Origin of the sequence: Lichenihabitans sp. Uapishka_5, assembly GCF_033947565.1 — a bacterium.
Taxonomy (GTDB): domain Bacteria; phylum Pseudomonadota; class Alphaproteobacteria; order Rhizobiales; family Beijerinckiaceae; genus Lichenihabitans.
In genome coordinates this window covers 1-15,411 of the sequence record NZ_JARPVX010000010.1, presented here as the reverse complement: position 1 = coordinate 15,411, position 15,411 = coordinate 1, and the positions used below count along the sequence as shown (strand labels likewise).

Annotated in this window: 14 protein-coding genes and 1 pseudogene; 1 reads left to right on the top strand and 14 read right to left on the bottom strand. The window is 64.1% G+C overall.

Features of this window, described 5'->3' with window-relative positions; genetic code table 11:
• Positions 1–2: 2 nt before the first annotated feature.
• The 11 genes from P7D22_RS06335 to P7D22_RS06285 all read right to left on the bottom strand — a co-directional run bounded on the left by P7D22_RS06335 (position 3) and on the right by P7D22_RS06285 (position 10,050).
• Positions 3–701 carry an urease subunit gamma gene (locus P7D22_RS06335; protein ID WP_319933377.1) on the bottom strand — a complete coding sequence of 233 codons (699 nt, stop codon included), beginning with the start codon at positions 699–701 and terminating at the stop codon, positions 3–5.
• Positions 702–861: 160 nt separating this feature from the next.
• Positions 862–1,536, bottom strand: a complete 675-nt coding sequence (locus P7D22_RS06330; protein WP_319933376.1) for an urease accessory protein UreF — start codon at positions 1,534–1,536, stop codon at positions 862–864.
• A complete protein-coding gene (gene ureE, locus P7D22_RS06325; protein ID WP_319933375.1) occupies positions 1,536–1,997 on the bottom strand; it encodes an urease accessory protein UreE in 462 nt (153 codons plus the stop codon). Before ureE ends, P7D22_RS06330 begins: the two co-directional genes overlap by 1 nt.
• Before the next feature lie 63 nt (positions 1,998–2,060).
• The gene (locus P7D22_RS06320) at positions 2,061–3,101 is read right to left on the bottom strand and encodes an aliphatic amidase (protein ID WP_319933374.1); all 1,041 of its coding nucleotides are present in this window, start codon (positions 3,099–3,101) and stop codon (positions 2,061–2,063) included.
• Positions 3,102–3,173: 72 nt separating this feature from the next.
• Positions 3,174–3,869: an urea ABC transporter ATP-binding subunit UrtE gene (gene urtE, locus P7D22_RS06315; protein ID WP_319933373.1), complete on the bottom strand. Its 696-nt coding sequence runs from the start codon at positions 3,867–3,869 to the stop codon at positions 3,174–3,176.
• A complete protein-coding gene (gene urtD, locus P7D22_RS06310) occupies positions 3,869–4,618 on the bottom strand; it encodes an urea ABC transporter ATP-binding protein UrtD (RefSeq protein WP_319933449.1) in 750 nt (249 codons plus the stop codon). Before urtD ends, urtE begins: the two co-directional genes overlap by 1 nt.
• Complete coding sequence (gene urtC / locus P7D22_RS06305) at positions 4,615–5,772, bottom strand: urea ABC transporter permease subunit UrtC (protein WP_319933372.1); 1,158 nt, start codon at positions 5,770–5,772, stop codon at positions 4,615–4,617. Before urtC ends, urtD begins: the two co-directional genes overlap by 4 nt.
• 3 nt (positions 5,773–5,775) lie before the next feature.
• A complete protein-coding gene (gene urtB / locus P7D22_RS06300; protein WP_319933371.1) occupies positions 5,776–6,669 on the bottom strand; it encodes an urea ABC transporter permease subunit UrtB in 894 nt (297 codons plus the stop codon).
• A gap of 66 nt (positions 6,670–6,735) precedes the next feature.
• Positions 6,736–7,989 carry an ABC transporter substrate-binding protein gene (locus P7D22_RS06295; RefSeq protein WP_319933370.1) on the bottom strand — a complete coding sequence of 418 codons (1,254 nt, stop codon included), beginning with the start codon at positions 7,987–7,989 and terminating at the stop codon, positions 6,736–6,738.
• 283 nt (positions 7,990–8,272) lie between these two features.
• The gene (locus tag P7D22_RS06290; protein WP_319933369.1) at positions 8,273–8,881 is read right to left on the bottom strand and encodes an ANTAR domain-containing response regulator; all 609 of its coding nucleotides are present in this window, start codon (positions 8,879–8,881) and stop codon (positions 8,273–8,275) included.
• Positions 8,882–8,895: 14 nt separating this feature from the next.
• A complete protein-coding gene (locus P7D22_RS06285) occupies positions 8,896–10,050 on the bottom strand; it encodes a transporter substrate-binding domain-containing protein (RefSeq protein ID WP_319933368.1) in 1,155 nt (384 codons plus the stop codon).
• A gap of 185 nt (positions 10,051–10,235) precedes the next feature.
• On the opposite strand from P7D22_RS06285, the gene P7D22_RS06280 reads away from it, so the two are divergent.
• Positions 10,236–11,786: an amidase gene (locus P7D22_RS06280; RefSeq protein ID WP_319933367.1), complete on the top strand. Its 1,551-nt coding sequence runs from the start codon at positions 10,236–10,238 to the stop codon at positions 11,784–11,786.
• A gap of 368 nt (positions 11,787–12,154) precedes the next feature.
• Here P7D22_RS06280 and P7D22_RS06275 read toward each other — a convergent pair.
• The 3 genes and pseudogenes from P7D22_RS06275 to P7D22_RS06265 all read right to left on the bottom strand — a co-directional run.
• Positions 12,155–12,748, bottom strand: a pseudogene (locus tag P7D22_RS06275) (transposase); the annotation flags it as partial.
• Between the two features lie 809 nt (positions 12,749–13,557).
• Positions 13,558–14,433: a polysaccharide deacetylase family protein gene (locus P7D22_RS06270; protein WP_319933366.1), complete on the bottom strand. Its 876-nt coding sequence runs from the start codon at positions 14,431–14,433 to the stop codon at positions 13,558–13,560.
• On the bottom strand, positions 14,430–15,411 hold a 982-nt coding region (locus P7D22_RS06265; RefSeq protein WP_319933365.1), incomplete at its 5' end, for an amidohydrolase family protein. The genes P7D22_RS06265 and P7D22_RS06270, both read right to left, overlap by 4 nt.

Sequence of the window (15,411 nt, the reverse complement as noted above, 5' to 3'; positions counted from 1 at the left end):
GATCAGGCTCCCTTGAAGCCGGCCGCGCGGGCGCGGGCGAGCGCCGTGTCGCGGGCCTGGTCGGTGTCGGTCGGCCCGTCGCTGAGGCCGTGGAAGCCGGTGACCTCGCGGCGCCCCCCATAGATGCAGAGCGTCACATCCTTTGTCTGCCCCGGCTCGAAGCGCACCGCCGTGCCGGCCGGAATGTCGAGCCGCATGCCGAAGGCCTCGGCCCGATCGAAGTCAAGCGCCTTGTTGGTCTCGAAGAAATGGTAATGTGAGCCGATCTGCACCGGACGGTCGCCGGTGTTCACGACCGAGATCGTCACGCTGCGTCGAGCGGCGTTGAGGATGATGTCGTCGCCTTCGGCGGGCAGCAGTTCGCCCGGTTCCAGCGTGTCGGCCGCGCCGCCCTCCACGGGGCGGATCGGCTCGTGGATCGTCACGAGCTTGGTGCCGTCGGGGAACACGCCCTCGACCTGGAGGATCGGCACCATGGCGGCGACGCCCGGCATGACGTCCTCCTGGCTCAGGATGGTCGATCCGAAGCTCATCATCTGCGCCACGGATTTTCCATCCCGCGCACCTTCGAGGATCTCGTCGGTGATCAGCGCCACGGCCTCGGGATGGTTGAGCTTCAGGCCCCTGCCCCGCCGCTTGCGCGCGAGTTCGGCGGCCGTGAAGATGGTGAGCCGTTCGAGCTCGGTCGGCGTCAGCAGCATGAAGGCTCCTCCAAGCGGGTCAACGTCAGGCCCCGGCCATCCTCATCCTGAGCCGGCCGCGTTGCGGCCGAGTCAAAGGACGCACAACCACCGTTTGTCCTTCGGGACGGCCCTTCGGGCCCCCTCAGCATAATGACGGCAGGGGAAAGCTTGGCCATGGCTAGTTCGAGAATAAGCGCAGGTCGGACCGTGCGTGCCGGGTGACCGCGATGTCGAGCCAGGGTGTCGCGCTGGGGAAGGCAACGTCGGCGGATAGATCGAACGGCATCGCTGCGAGGTCCGAAATCAATGGAAAGGTCCCGGCCAGCACGCGCTGCGCCTCGATCGCTCCGACCAGACCGAGCCGGACCGCCGCGTTCACCATCGCGGCCGTCACCGTATAGGCCGAGGCCGCGACCGCCGCGTTCTGGTCAAGCCCGCAACGCCGCCAGATCCAGCCTTGCACGACTGGCAGGTGGCCGAGGCACTGCCCCCCGGCGATGGCGGCACGCAAGTCCTGTGCGCCGGGTGTGTCCAATCGTGCATGGGCCGTGAGAAACGCCATGCCATTGCGACGAGAGCCGACCCGCAGAGGTTCGGGAAGCGTGGCAGTTTCGAAGGTGTGGTCGATGATGGCCAGCCGTTCGATGTCGTCTGCGTGGAACGCATGCAGCATGGCGTGCCTGTCGGCCGTGGCCCAGCGATGCCGCAGTGTGAAGGCCAGAACGGTGCCGAGCGTCTCCTTGTCGAGCGACCCCGCGAGCGCGGCCGCGCCCTCGATGCCGTTCGAAAACGCGAAGCCACCGCTCGGGAAGGCGCTATCGCTTTGCCAAAGCGTCGCGAGAAGCGCCTGCATCACAGGTCGTCGGTCTTCGACACCGAGGTGACGACGCGGCGCTCTGTGATCAGCGTCCCGAGACGGTCGAGGTAGCTGTCGACCGGCGCTTCGAGCGCGACCAACAGTGCCTCGCCCTGGAAGCGCACCCGCCAATGCAGGTTGCCGGCGTGGTAGCCGAGCTCCACCGCATCGGCGATCGAGCGTGGCTGCAGGCGCAACCAGTGCTCGCTGTCGACCCGCACCACGATGGCCTTGTGATCCTCGAGCACCAGCACCGCCCCATCGAAGAGTTTCTGGTCGCGCGGCAGCGCGATGGCGATCTCCTCACCGGCCGCGCTAGTGGCCCGAAAACGGCGCCGCGCCAGCTCGGCGGCGGGCAAGTTGAGGATATCGACCTGGCCGTGGTGTTCGAGGTGGTGCAGGCGATCTGACAGAAGGGGATCGATCCGGCTCCCCAGGACACGTTCGACGAGCAGCATGGGAAGGGTCCTCTTCAAGGTCCACGATCCTTCTCCCGTGCGAACGGGAGAAGGGAGGTGCCGCTAACGGTGTGCCGCGGTCTTTTTGTTCGGGATGCCCTCCATCGGCGCCTCGTCCGTGCCCACCGTGTCGCGGGTCATCTTCTCAACCATCTCGCGGGTGGCTTCCGGGTCGGCGATCCACTTCGCGTAGAAGTCGTACGGGCAGGCCGCTACGCCCTTGTCGCCCTCGCCCGAGTTGATCATGCCCGTATAGCCGCGGTGCACGAGCTTGAAGAGGTGGTTCTCGGACTGGCCGTGCTTGCGGGCGTCGCGAAGCAGGAATTTCGACAGCTGGGCGTATTGGATGCCCATCTCCTCCGGTCCCGTCTCGCCAAGTGTGCGGCCATCGAAGCCTATCAGGGCCGAATGGCCGAAATAGGTGTAGACGCCGTCGAAGCCGGACGCATTGGCAACCGCCACGTAGCAATTGTTGGCCCATGCCATGGCTTTCGACATGGTGATCTGCTGTTCCTTGGCCGGGTACATGTAGCCCTGGCAGCGGATGATCAACTCGGCGCCCTTCATGGCGCAGTCGCGCCAGATCTCGGGATAATTGCCGTCATCGCAGATGATGAGGCTCATCTTCATGCCCTTGGGGCCTTCGGACACATAGGTGCAGTCGCCCGGGTACCAGCCTTCGATCGGCACCCACGGCATGATCTTGCGATATTTCTGCACGATCTCGCCCTGGTCGTTCATCAGGATCAGGGTGTTGTAGGGCGCCTTGTTGGGGTGCTCCTCGTGCTGTTCGCCGGTCAACGAAAACACACCCCAAACCTTGGCCTTGCGGCAGGCTTCGGCGAAGATCTCGGTCTCGTCGCCGGGGATCGTCGAGGCCGTCTCGTACATCTCCTTCGAGTCGTACATGATGCCGTGCGTCGAATATTCCGGGAAGATCACGAGATCCATGCCGGGCAGGCCCGACTTCATGCCGACCACCATGTCGGCGATCTTCTTGGCGTTGGCGAGAACCTCGGCCTTGGTGTGGAGCCGGGGCATCTTGTAGCTCACGACGGCGACGCCGACCGTGTCGTTGCTGGAGGAAATGTCGCCGTGCAGCATGGGACGTGTCCTTGGTTGGGTGTTGTCGTTATCCGGTGGGGGCGGAAGGTTCGTGTCGTGAAGACCGGGGGCTCACACGGCAAGATGGCGATGGATGAGGTCGTCGGTCAGCGCCGCGGCCGGGCCACCGGCCGCCACGCGGCCCTTCTCCATAATGGCGAAGACGTGGCCGGCTCGGCGCGCGAAGGCGATGTTCTGTTCGACCAGGATGATGGTCAGCCCCTCCTCGCGGTTGAGGCGGAGGATGATGGCCTCGATCTCGGCCACGATGTTGGGCTGGATGCCTTCGGTCGGCTCGTCCATCAGCAGCACGGTCGGCTGGGCCGCCAGCGCCCGCGCGATGGCGAGCTGCTGTTGCTGGCCGCCCGACAGAAGCCCACCCGGACGGTTCAGGTTGGCCATCAGGTAGGGGAACAACACCGGCACGAGGTCGGGGATCGCCTGCTTGCCGTCGGGCCGCGCGAAGGCGCCCATTAGGATGTTCTCACGGACCGTGAAATCCGGGATGATCTGCCGGCCCTGCGGCACGTAGGCGATGCCTGAACGGGCGCGCAGATGGGTCGGGCTGCGGCTCAGATCCTTGTCGTCGAGACGGATCTTCCCCGTCGCCTTGTCGGTCAGGCCCATGAGCGTCTTCAGCAGCGTCGTCTTGCCGGTGCCGTTGCGGCCAAGCACGGAGAGGATCTGCTTGTCGGGCACGGAGAGCGACACCCCGTGCAGGATGTGGCTGCGATCGTAGAAGCTGTCGACGCCGGTGAGGGACAGCATCAGTGGATCCCCCCGGACCCGAGATAGGCTTCGCGCACCTTTTCGTTCATCTCGATCGCCGCCATGTTGCCCTCGGCAATGATCTGGCCGAGGTGCAGCACGGTGATGCGCTCGGCGATCTCGCGCACGAAGGCCATGTCGTGCTCCACCACGATGACCGTATGGCGACCCTTGAGGCCGTTGATGATCTGGGCGGTCTTCTGGGTTTCGCCCGCCGTCATGCCGGCGGTCGGCTCGTCGAGCAGCAGCACCTTGGGGTTTTGGACGATCAGCAAGCCGAGTTCGAGCCATTGCGTTTGGCCATGCGACAGGTTCGCGGCAATCCCCTCAGCCAAGTCCGTCAGGCCCGTCAGCTCCAAGACTTCGTCGACGCGATCGCGGCTCGACTTTGGAAAGCCGAAGCCGAGATTGGCGAAGACACCGCGGCTCGGGCAACTCGCCACCTCGAGATTGCGGCGGATCGTCAGTTCCTTGAAGATGCTCGGGAGCTGAAATTTGCGACCAAGCCCGGCGCGGGCGATGATGTGCTCCTCGCGGTTGGTGATCTCCTGGTCGAACAGGAACACCCGGCCTTCCGTCGAAGCAGTGCGGCCCGAGACGAGATCCATCAGCGTCGTCTTGCCAGCCCCGTTGGCGCCGAGGAGCACCCGGAGTTCGCCGTCCTCCACGACCGTTGAGACCCCAGAGACGGCCTTGAAGCCCGAAAAATCGACGCCCAATCCGTCGAGCGTGAGAGCTGCGGCCATCAGAGGCTCCCGTTGCGGCTAGCGGTCAGATGGTCTGGCACGGAGGCCGGGGTCGGCCGGGTGCGACCGACGCGGGCGAGGAGCCAGTCGACAGCATCGTTGGCGAGCCCGGCGAGGCCGCGCGGCAGGAACAGCACCACCAGGATGAAGACGAGCCCGATGATGGCACGCCAAGCTTCGAGCAGACCCTGCGTCTCACTCATTGTGGCTTCCGCCATGTTGATTAGGATAGCGCCGATGCAAGCCCCAAGCAGCGACGAGCGCCCGCCCACCGCCGCCCAAACCACCATGGTGATCGAGAAGGCGAGGTCCATGAAGGTTGGCGAGGCGAATTCGGCGACGTTGACGTAGAGCAGCCCCGCAAGCCCCGCGATGCCGGCCGACACCGCGAAGAAGAAAATCTGAAAGGCCGGCACGTCGAAGCCGAGGTATCGCACACGGTTCTGGTCGTCGCGGATGGCCTGCAGCACCAGACCGGCGCGCGTCTCGACCAGCAACCGGGCCAGGATCAGCACGAGGCTGAGCGCGACCGCGACGACGTAATAGAGCGGCACGCCATAGGAATCGAAGGCGAAATCGCCGAACGTGAAGCTGCCGAGATCGGTGAGCCCGTTGAAGCCGTTGGTCAGCGGCTGGCTGCTGATGAGGAGCAACCGGACCAGCAGCACCAGCGCGAGCGTGATGATGGAGATGAACACGCCCGTGATGCGCTTGCGGAACACGATCGTGCCGAGCAACGCCGCCACGACCGTCGGCACCACGACCGCCATGACGAGGCCGAACCATTGCGACTGGAACGGGTACCAGAGCCAGGAGCCCTTAACGATGCAGCATAGGTCAGATTTGGCGCCTGGCTCGGCGTTCCAGAACATGAAATCGGGGATCGGGGTGGCGGCATCCTGTTGTTGGCTGGTGTTCGATGCCAGCTTCAGCGACATCGCCATCATGTAGGCGCCGAGGCCGAAGAAGAGGCCTTGGCCAAGGTTGAGGATGCCGGCGTAACCCCAGGACAGGCAGATGGCGACGCCGAGCATGCCGTAAACGAGGTATTTGGCGATGCGGTTCGTCCAGAACTCGCCCAAGAAGAGCGGCAGGATGAGGATGATGCCGATGAAGAGCGCGTAGGACGCGATCTCGAATTGGCGCTTCGTCAGCATGACTCAACGCCCCTTGAAGGAGAACAGGCCCTTCGGCCTGAAGATGATGATGAGAATCACGACGCCGAACACCACCGCGCGGGCGATGATGTCGTTGGTGCCGGCCGCCACGATGCCGTTGATCTGGCCGAGGATGCCGGACGCAGCGAGCGACCCGAACAGCGAGCCGACACCGCCGACCACGACCACGAGGAAGCCGTCGACCACGAGGGGTGTGCCCATGTCGGGGAATACGGTCTTGAAACCCGACATCATGACGCCGGCGACACCCGCGAGGCCCGATCCATAGGCGAAGGTCAGGGCGTTGACGCGCTCGACATCGATGCCGCAGGCGGCCGCCATCTTCGGGTTGCGCATGATGGCGCGCACCTGGGTGCCAATCGGCAGGCGGTACATGATGAACCAGGTCAGCCCCGTCAGCGCCAGCGTCACGACGATGATAAAGGTGCGGTAGAGGTTGAGATCGACGCCGAGCAGGGTAATCGAGCCTTGCAGCCAGGCCGGCACGTCGGCCTTCTGGAGCCCTGAGCCGAGGCCTTCGATGTGACGCCCGAAGAACGACGCGCCGAATTCGAGCCGCACCGCCTGTTGGAGCAGGATGGCGACGCCCCAGGTGGCGAGCAGCGTATCGAGCAGGCGTCCGTAGAGCCGGCGCACGATGAACTTCTCGATTCCGAGGCCGATTACGGCTGTTACCACGAAGGCTACCGGGATCGAGGCCAGGAAGCCGAGATGCAGCCAGAGGCCCGACATCACGGTCGTGTAGGCGCCCACCATGACGAGGTCACCATGGGCCATGTTGATAACCCCCATGGCCCCATAGGTGATGGCAAGGCCGAGCGCCACGAGGAGCAGGATCGATCCGAGGCTGAGGCCGATGAAGATAACGTCGGTCAACGGGAGGTCTCGAGGTTAGGGGGCGGGTTGCCCTTCTCCCGCGAGAGCGGAAGAAGGGAGGCGCGATCAGCCCTTCAGCTTGCGCGGGTCGACGCCCTTGGGCGTGCAGAAGAGGTTGGTCTCGGTCTCGCCATAGGCCGAATAGGGCAGCGGCATGACGGGCTCGGGGTAGGCGTCGACGATTTTGCCCTGGCCGTCGGCCTGCCACTGGGCGATGCGGGGTGTCAGCCAAGTGTGCAGGTTTTCCTTTTCGACTTTCACCTTGCCACCGGGCGAGTCGAACTCCTGGCCGCGCACGGCTTCGCGTACCGCGTTGGGGCTCGTCTCCTTGGCCTTCTCGACCGCCTGCTTCCACAGGAACACCTGGAAATAGGCCGAGCACATGGCGTGGTGGGTGACGGCCTTGGGGTCTTTCACGAAGGCGCGATAGCGCTCGATGAAGCTCTTGTTTTCCGGCAAGTCGATGGCCTGAAAATATGGAAAGGACGTGTAGCTGCCGACCGCGTAGTCGGCTCCCATCGCGGCGATCTCGATTTCGGATGTGACGGTGGCGCAGATCGGCAGCTTGTCGTGGGTCAGGCCCTGGTTCTTGAACTCGCGGTAGAAGGAGATCACCGAGTCGCCCACCACGTTCGACAGCACGACGTCGCAACCCGAGCTCTTGATCTTGTTGACCATCGAGCCCCACTCGGAATGTCCGAGCTCGAGATATTCGTCGGCCACGTATTTGCCGCCGTTCTTCTCGATCAGGATCTTGCAGACCTTGGACATCTCACGCGGGTAGATGTAGTCCGACCCGACGATGAAGAAGCTATTTTTGCCGAGCGTCTTGATGATCCAGGGAATGAAATTCGAGAGCTGCTGGTTCGGCACCGCGCCGGTGTAGACGACGTTTTTGGAGCACTCGTACCCTTCGTAATAGGTGGGGTAGAAGTACATGCTGTTGCGCTTTTCGAAGACCGGAAGCACGGCCTTGCGGCTCGCCGAAGTGTAGGAGCCGAACACGGTCGGCAGCTTGTTCTCGATGACGAGCTTTGAGGCCTTCTCGTTGTAGGTCTTGGGATCGGACGCGCCGTCTTCCTCGACGGCGCGGATCTGCTTACCCATCACGCCGCCCGAGGCATTGATCTCGGCGATCGCCATCATGGTGGCGTCGTGCAGCGACTTCTCGACGATGGAAAGCCCACCGGTCAGCGAGAACAGCACACCGACGTCGATCGTATCGGCGGCTTCCGCCACGCGGGTGAACAGGGCCGGGGTGGCCAGGGCTGCAGCACCCCCGACACCCGTCTTGAGGAATGCACGACGGTCGAATTGCATGGGAGGTCCCTCGGAGAAGACGAAGCGAAGCAGAGGTGCCCAGGTCTGGGCCCATGGGTGTTCAGGTTCCGCCCGGCAGGCGAGCGAAATCGATCAGGCCGGCAAAGGCTGCGAAAGTGGTGCAAACGCAGCGACAAGAGTTTTCGACGCTGCGAACAAAAAAAAGCCCGACAGGTCCAGGTTGGACCGTTCGGGCTACTGAGCCGTGCCAAACAACGTCATTGTTGTTCGACCAACGTCACTCGGCGTTGCAGCACTGCATAGGCCCGAGAGACAGTTTCAATTAAGTGCGGGGGAATTTCTTTGTCAAGAGGTCATTCGCGTTGATGATGGCGGAAGCCATGTCCTCCATCGAGGTGCGTTTCGTCATTGCCTGCTTGCGGATCGTCGAATAGGCCTCGTCCTCGCTAAGAGCCTGGCTCTGCATGAGGATGGCCTTGGCCCGCTGGATCTTCTGGATGCCCGACAGCTTCGCCTCGAACTTGCGCATCTTGCGGGCGGTGGCCTGACGCTCCAGCCACAGAGTGCGGGCCAGGATGATGTTGGTCAGCAAGCCGAAGGGGCGGATCGGCTTCTCGGTCACAGCAAGGGCGCCGCATTCGAGCACGATCTGCAGGGTCGACGGGTTCTCGTAATCAACGATGGCGATGACCGCAGGGCCCTGGTCACCCTGCTGGCGCAACAGCTTGCGAATGGGATCCCGCTGATCGTAGTCGATGTGGAGCATCAGCACGTCGGCTTGGGGCGCGGGGCTGTCGGGTATCGGCCAATTGGCCTCCACGGTGCAGCCAATGCGGCGCAGATGCTCGACGAGGCTGATCCCCTCCTCGTCGGGCGGGTGGACGACCTGGACACGCAGGTCACGCAGGTCACGCAGGACGTTGATCGACATCGATGCCCTCCCGGTCAACCGCGCGTTTGGTGCAGGCTGTCGGCCGACCAGTCGTCAAGGCTCTGCACCACGCAGTAGGGGTCGGGCTTTACTCGGACGCCGGGGTTCCACACCGTCTGGAAGCGCCCGGCGGCGTCGAGCCGGGCCACGCGCGGCCACAGGAACGCGTGATTGTTCTCGCGGTCGATGCGGACGCGGCCCTGGGGTGCGTCGAACTCCGCTTCCCGCACCTCGCCCATTAACCGATCGGGATCGTCGGTGCCGGCGCGCCGCATCGCGCGCGCCGCGAGGTGAACCTGGAAATACGCTGCCTCGGCGCAGGCCGTGACGGGCGCGTCGGCCCCGAAGCGCGCCTTGTAGGCTTGCACGAAGCGGGTCGCGGCCGGGGTGCCGAGGGTCTCGAAGAAGGGTGCGCCCGTGATGTGGCCCTCGGCGATGGCCGCCGGCATGTCGGCCACCTCGGCCTCGCTCGTGGTAAGGCTCGCGATCGGCATGGTGGCGGGATCGAAGCCGGCCTCGTGATAGGCCCGGTAGAACAACGGGGTGGCGCGCCCTACCACAGTCGAGAAGATCACATCGGGCTTCAGCTTCTCGATGAGCCGGATCGTCTTGGTAAAATCGTCGGTCCCGGCATCGAGCGGCACATAGATCTCGTCGAGCACCTTGCCCCGCGACTGCACCACGAGATCGGTGATGATGCGGTTCGATTCGTAGGGAAAGACATAGTTGGAACCGATCATCAGGAAGCGGTTGCCGTAGACCTCGAACAGGTAACGGGCGAGTTGCAGCGAGTTCTGGTTCGGCGAGGCACCCGTGTAGATGCAATTGGGGGAATATTCGAAGCCCTCATAGGCCGTTGGGTAGAACAGGAGGCCACGGAACGCCTCGACCACCGGAATGGTCATCTTACGGGAGTTCGACATGTAGCAGCCGAAGATGAGTTTGACCCGGTCGCTCGATAGCAGGCGCTCGGCCAGGCTGCGGTAGATCTTCGGCAGGGATCCGGGATCATAGACGATCGGTTCCAGGGGCCGGTCTAGGATGCCACCGGCCTCGTTGATCTCGCCGATCGCCAGCAGCGTCCCGTTCAACCCGGTTCGTTCCACGGCCGCGGTGACGCCGGTCTGGGAAAACAGCACGCCGACCCTCCAGGGATCATTTGCCTTCACGATTTCTGATCCCCCGTGGGTCGGCCGATGTGCCGCGCGTCGTGTTTTGGGCGGGTCGGGTCGGCCGCGCAAGCGCCGACCACCAGGATCGCCGAGACCGGCCACGGGTGTCCGGCATCGTCTTTGCAGGCTGGCAGGCAAAGTCCTGCTTGGCGCTTCGCTTTGCAGGATCGGAGTTCGCCGCCATGACCACCGTAGCCCCGTCGGGCCCGATCGACCTCGTCGAAATGACCGTAGAGAAGGCACAGCGTGCCTTTGCAGACGGCACAATGACGGCGGAGGCTCTGACCCAGGCCTGCCTCAACAGGATCGAGACGTACAATCCTGCCTACAACGCCATCATCTTCATGAATCCGGAGGCGCTGGCCGATGCGCGTGCCATCGACAAGCGGCGCGCCGCCGGGGAAGCGCTCGGGCCGCTCGCCGGCATTCCCGTGGTGGTCAAGGACCCGATGGATATGGTGGGCTTTCCCACCACGGCGGGCTGGCGCCTCCTCTACAGCAAAACCGGCGGCGTCGATCTGATGCCCGGCACCGATTCGCCCGTCGTGGCCCGCATGCGGGCCGCCGACACGGTGATTCTGGGCAAGACCAACGTGCCGGTGCTCAGCCACACCGGTGCCCATGCCAATGACAGCTGGGCGGGCCCCACCTTCAACGCGGCGGGCCGCGAATTCCTGCCCGGCGGCAGCAGCGCCGGCACCGCGACGGCGGTGGCTGCCAGCATGGCCGTGCTCGGCCTTGCGGAGGAAACTGGCGGCTCGATCCAAAACCCGGCCTCGGCCCAGGGGCTCGTCGGAATCAAGCCGACCTTCGCGCTAGTGCCGAATGCCGGCGTCATGCCCTTGTCCAGCAACCGCGACGTGGTGGGGCCGATCGCTCGGTGCGTGCGCGACGCCGCATTATGCCTCGACGTCCTCGCCGGCTACACGATTGAGGATCCGAAGACGATCGCGGGGATCGGCAAGAGGCCTAAGGGCGGCTACACGTCGAAGTTGAAGCCCGACGCGCTGCAGGGCAAACGCCTCGGCCTCTACGGCCCCGGATGGCGCGACATGCCGCTCTCGACCGAAACAGAGAAACTCTACACCCGGGCGCAGGGCGAGTTGCGGGCTCAGGGCGCCGTGCTGGTGGACGACCCTTTCGCGAACTCCGGCTTCGCGGTGCTGCGCCAGGCCACCCCGCCGCTGCACGAATTCGACGGACGCGGCCTCGAATCCGTCCCCTACGATCTCGAGCAATACCTGAAGCGCATGGGGCCGAACGTGGCGCTCAAGACCTTCGCGGCCTTCGCGGCCGCGACCGCCGCCGAGAACGCCTTCGGGCCCAAGGGTGTGCTCGGCTTCATGCCGAACCTACCTGAATTCGGGCCTTGTCTCGCCGATCCGACGCGTCCGCCCGACCTGTCGGGATTCGTGGCCCTCAAGGAAGCCTATCTGGCCATCATCGAAGAGGTGTTCGCGCGGCACAATCTCGACGTCCTGGTGTTCCCGCAGATGCGCGAACCCCTGGCGGCCTTGCACAGCGGCGACTCGATCCACGAGACCACCGTAGGCGAAATCAACATCGCGGGTTTGCCCGGCGTCACGATGCCGGCCGGCACCCATGGGTCTGGGGCGCCGTTCTGCCTCATCTTCGTCGGACGACACTGGAGCGAAGCGGACCTGCTGGCCTACGCCTACGCCTACGAAACAGCGACGACGTATCGGCGCGCGCCGATCCTCGATGTTGGTTGACACGCAGCAGCACCGCGACGTCGCCGCGCGGCTGGGACTTTTGGTGGCTCCCGCAGAACGGCCGTCAACCTGCCGACCGGTGGCCGTCGCCGCTGACTGCCCCCTCAATCGCTTGGGTACCCACAGATAAAGGTCAAACGACTGCAGGATGTTCAATGTACGTAGCGCGAAACCTCGGTCTGTGCGCGGGCTGAACCTCGGCCTGCAAACAACAGACATGTCTCTGTTCAACTCGATCAGGTTGTGTCTGCTTTCGAGAGCAGGCCCCATACGGCGCAACGTCCGCTAAGGGTCGATTGCGTTTAAAAAGTTGGTCCGGGCGCGCCTGACCGGCTATTCTTGATGTCAAATACAGGCTGCCCTGGGCCTCATGCCAGGGCTGGAGCAGGCAGCGGAACGGGCTTGGCAAGCTTTCTGAGGTTCTGGGCGGCGGCGGGAAGGAGGAACTCGTCTCTCGCCCCATTCGGCCCTCGTAGCCTCAGCCTGTCCAGCTTCAGGATGCGCTTAAGATGGGCGAACAGCATTTCGACCTTCTTCCGCTCGCGTCGCGAGGTGACGTAGTCCGCGGTCATCGCGATGTTCCTGGCCATGTCGCGGGCGCCTTCCTGGATCGAGCGCAGGATCTAGCGGGCCGATGCATTGGGACAGCACGCAGGCTTCAACGTGTAAGGATCGCAATCGACCTTGCTGGCGCGGTAACGCATGAAGCCCTCGGAATCGGCACCGTCGCGGGTTGCACCGAAAAGACGGCGGTATCGCTAGAGCTGCTGCCCGGCCGGGCATGTGTACAGATTGCGCCAATAATCATAGGCAAAGTCCGAACGGCTGAAGGTGCCGTCGCTCCGCTGGGACTTGTCGAACACGGGAATGTGGGGCTTGATCCCGCGCTCGTGCACGAACCTCTGCTTGCAACTCCACTCAGCGTCGCTTGTCAGTCCGTCGCTCCATTGTCCGAATCTTTCCGTGCATCCCTATCGATAGCGTGATTCTCACATAACGTGTGAACAGATGGAAGAACTCGGGTCCGAACAGTCTCATGGCGGTCACTCTCTTGCTGATGAGCAATCGAGGAATGATACCCCGTCGATGGGGACAGTTACCTGTGATGATGAGACATGGAATGGCCAGCGATGGGCGCCAGAAGTCCAAGATTTAATGTCGCGAGTCTAAGCAAATATGTCGCGGCACACAAATATGGAGCGGGCGAAGGGATTCGGCTCCAATCGATGTGCGCACAAGGACTTAGACGTTTTTCGTCCGCGCAATCCTACCAGGATTCTTACCAATTTTCTTACCGGAAGTTCGGGTGCCTTTGCCTGCCGATCGCGTCCGTGAAAAACCGACAAGCCACTAGCCGAGTACCGTGGCGAGCCGCCCGTCGAACGACCGAAGTTGGCCGAAACCGGAATGGCCGCTTCGAAGCTGTCTTGCTGGAAAACGGACAGGCGCCTTTCAACCTTGAAAGCGCGCCACTTCGACCCTCCAATTCTGTTAGAGGATCCCAATGATCCTGCCGGATAGATGCATCTAGGCAGACCTTGACATACGGCCGGCACATGTCGGGCAACGGCTCCAACCCACCCACTGCCGTCGATCATCATCGTCGCTTCGACCAAACAATCTTCTGCCTGTTGTGTCGGTTTTCTACTCTGTTGCCACTCGTATAAGGGTGTCCTCGTCATGGATAGACTACCTGCTGCAGCTCCGGCAAAAGGGAGAGCAGGCGCCCCGGCTGACGGATCCCGGAAGCACGATGAAGCCGTGCCTCCGCTCAAGGAACCCTGCCGCCGTATGCGTCAGCAATTCGTCGCGGCGTGGTCAGCCAGACATCGTCGCGGCGGGCTGCGATATGCTCCAGCGCTCGCGTGAGGGTCTTGAGGCGGAACGGCGCGCCCGAGATGAAGCTATGAACCACGACACTCATGACGAGCGGTTGCCTGGCCGAAGCGTCCAGCAACTCGTCGAACTCGTTGATGATCATCTCGGCGAATTCGGCCGCACCGGCCTGCCGGCCGATGATCGTGGAGCTGTCGTTCAGTTCCAGGGCGTAGGGCAGCGCGAGCAGCGGCTTCGCCCGGGTATTCAGCCAGACCGGCTGGTCGTCGAGCCGAAGGTCGAGCACATAGCCGTAGCCGGCCTCGCCCAGGAGATCGAAGGTACGCTCGGTCTGGGCAAGCCAAGGGCTCGACCAGCCGCGTGGCGGCTCGCCTTCCTCCCGCGCGATGCGAGTTGCGACGGCGTCGAGATAGGCGCGCTCCTCCGCTTCCCCCATGCCGGCGAGCGTGTCGGAATTGGTGATGCCGTGGCCGACCATCTCGGCGCCAGCCGCGCGCGCGGTTTCGATGAGATCGGGCGCGGTGTCGTAGACCGCGGTGTTGAGCAGGATGGCGGGCGCGATGCCGAACGAGGCGAGCCGGTCGATGAGCCGGAAACCGCCGACGCGGTTGCCGTAGTCGCGCCAGGAGGTATTGACGAAGTCAGGCTTCGAGGCCCCCGCGAGCAGGTTCTCGGTCAGCCCATCGCTGAAACGATAGTCCTCCACTCCGAGCGCGACATAAACCGCGAGGCGGGCGCCGTTCGGCCACGTGAAGTCCGGGCGACGTGTGATGGGCTGGTAGTCATACCGTCCGTGGCTCGGCAGCGTCATACCCGTTCTTCCCCTAGGGCCGCGTCGCCGACCCAGCGATTGAAGCCGACATCGCGCATAGCGGCCCGGCCCACCATGGCCCGATAGGCCGAGAGCCAGCGGTCGGCCGCGCGGCGGGCGGCCTCGAGCGCCGGCTGCCGGGCGCGGAAAAGGTCGCGCGCTTCGGCCAGCAGATCGACCTCGTCGACCATGGTGACGCGTGTGCCGTCGTAAACCACCTGTCCAGCCACGACCGTCATGCGCACGGAACTGCCGTTCTCGCAATAAACGAGCTGCCGGTGCAGGTCGTTCAGCGGCGTGAAGGGCAGCGCATCGAGGTCGACCAGCGCGAGGTCGGCGAGGCGACCGACCGCTACGGCGCCGGCGTCCCGGCCGAGGCGCATGGCCCGTGCACCGCCTTCCGTCAGGCATCCCAGCACCTCGGTAGCGGTCGGCCAAAGGTCGGGGTTTGCCCCGGAAATGTTGTGAATCAGACCGGCCATCTTGGCCACGCCCCACATGTTGACGCTGTCGTCCGCGATGGCCTCGTCGGTGCCGAGGCAGACCGGGATGCCGTGGTCGCGGATGCGACGGAACGGCATCACGCCCGAACCGAGCCGAAGATTGCTGATCGGGTTATGGGCGATCGTGGCTCCCGACGACGCGATCAGGTCGAGGTCCGCGTCGTCGACCCAGATCGCGTGGATAATGTTCATGCGTTCACTGAGCAGACCGAGGTCTGCGGTGTAGCGGACAAGGCTGCGACCGCCGAAGCGCGACTGCTCGTCCTTGAGGACGCGCTGCAGTTTGGTTTCCAGCATATGCGCATAGATCGGCAGGTCGTGGGCGCGGCTGAGCCGGTCGAGATCGGCAAAATACCCTGGGCTGACCCGCTGCGGTGCCGAGACCGAGACAGCGGCACGGAGGCGATTGCCGGCCTGACTGTGCCAGCGGCCGATCAGGTGGTCGTAGGCGGCAAGGAGGTCGGCTCGGCCGAAG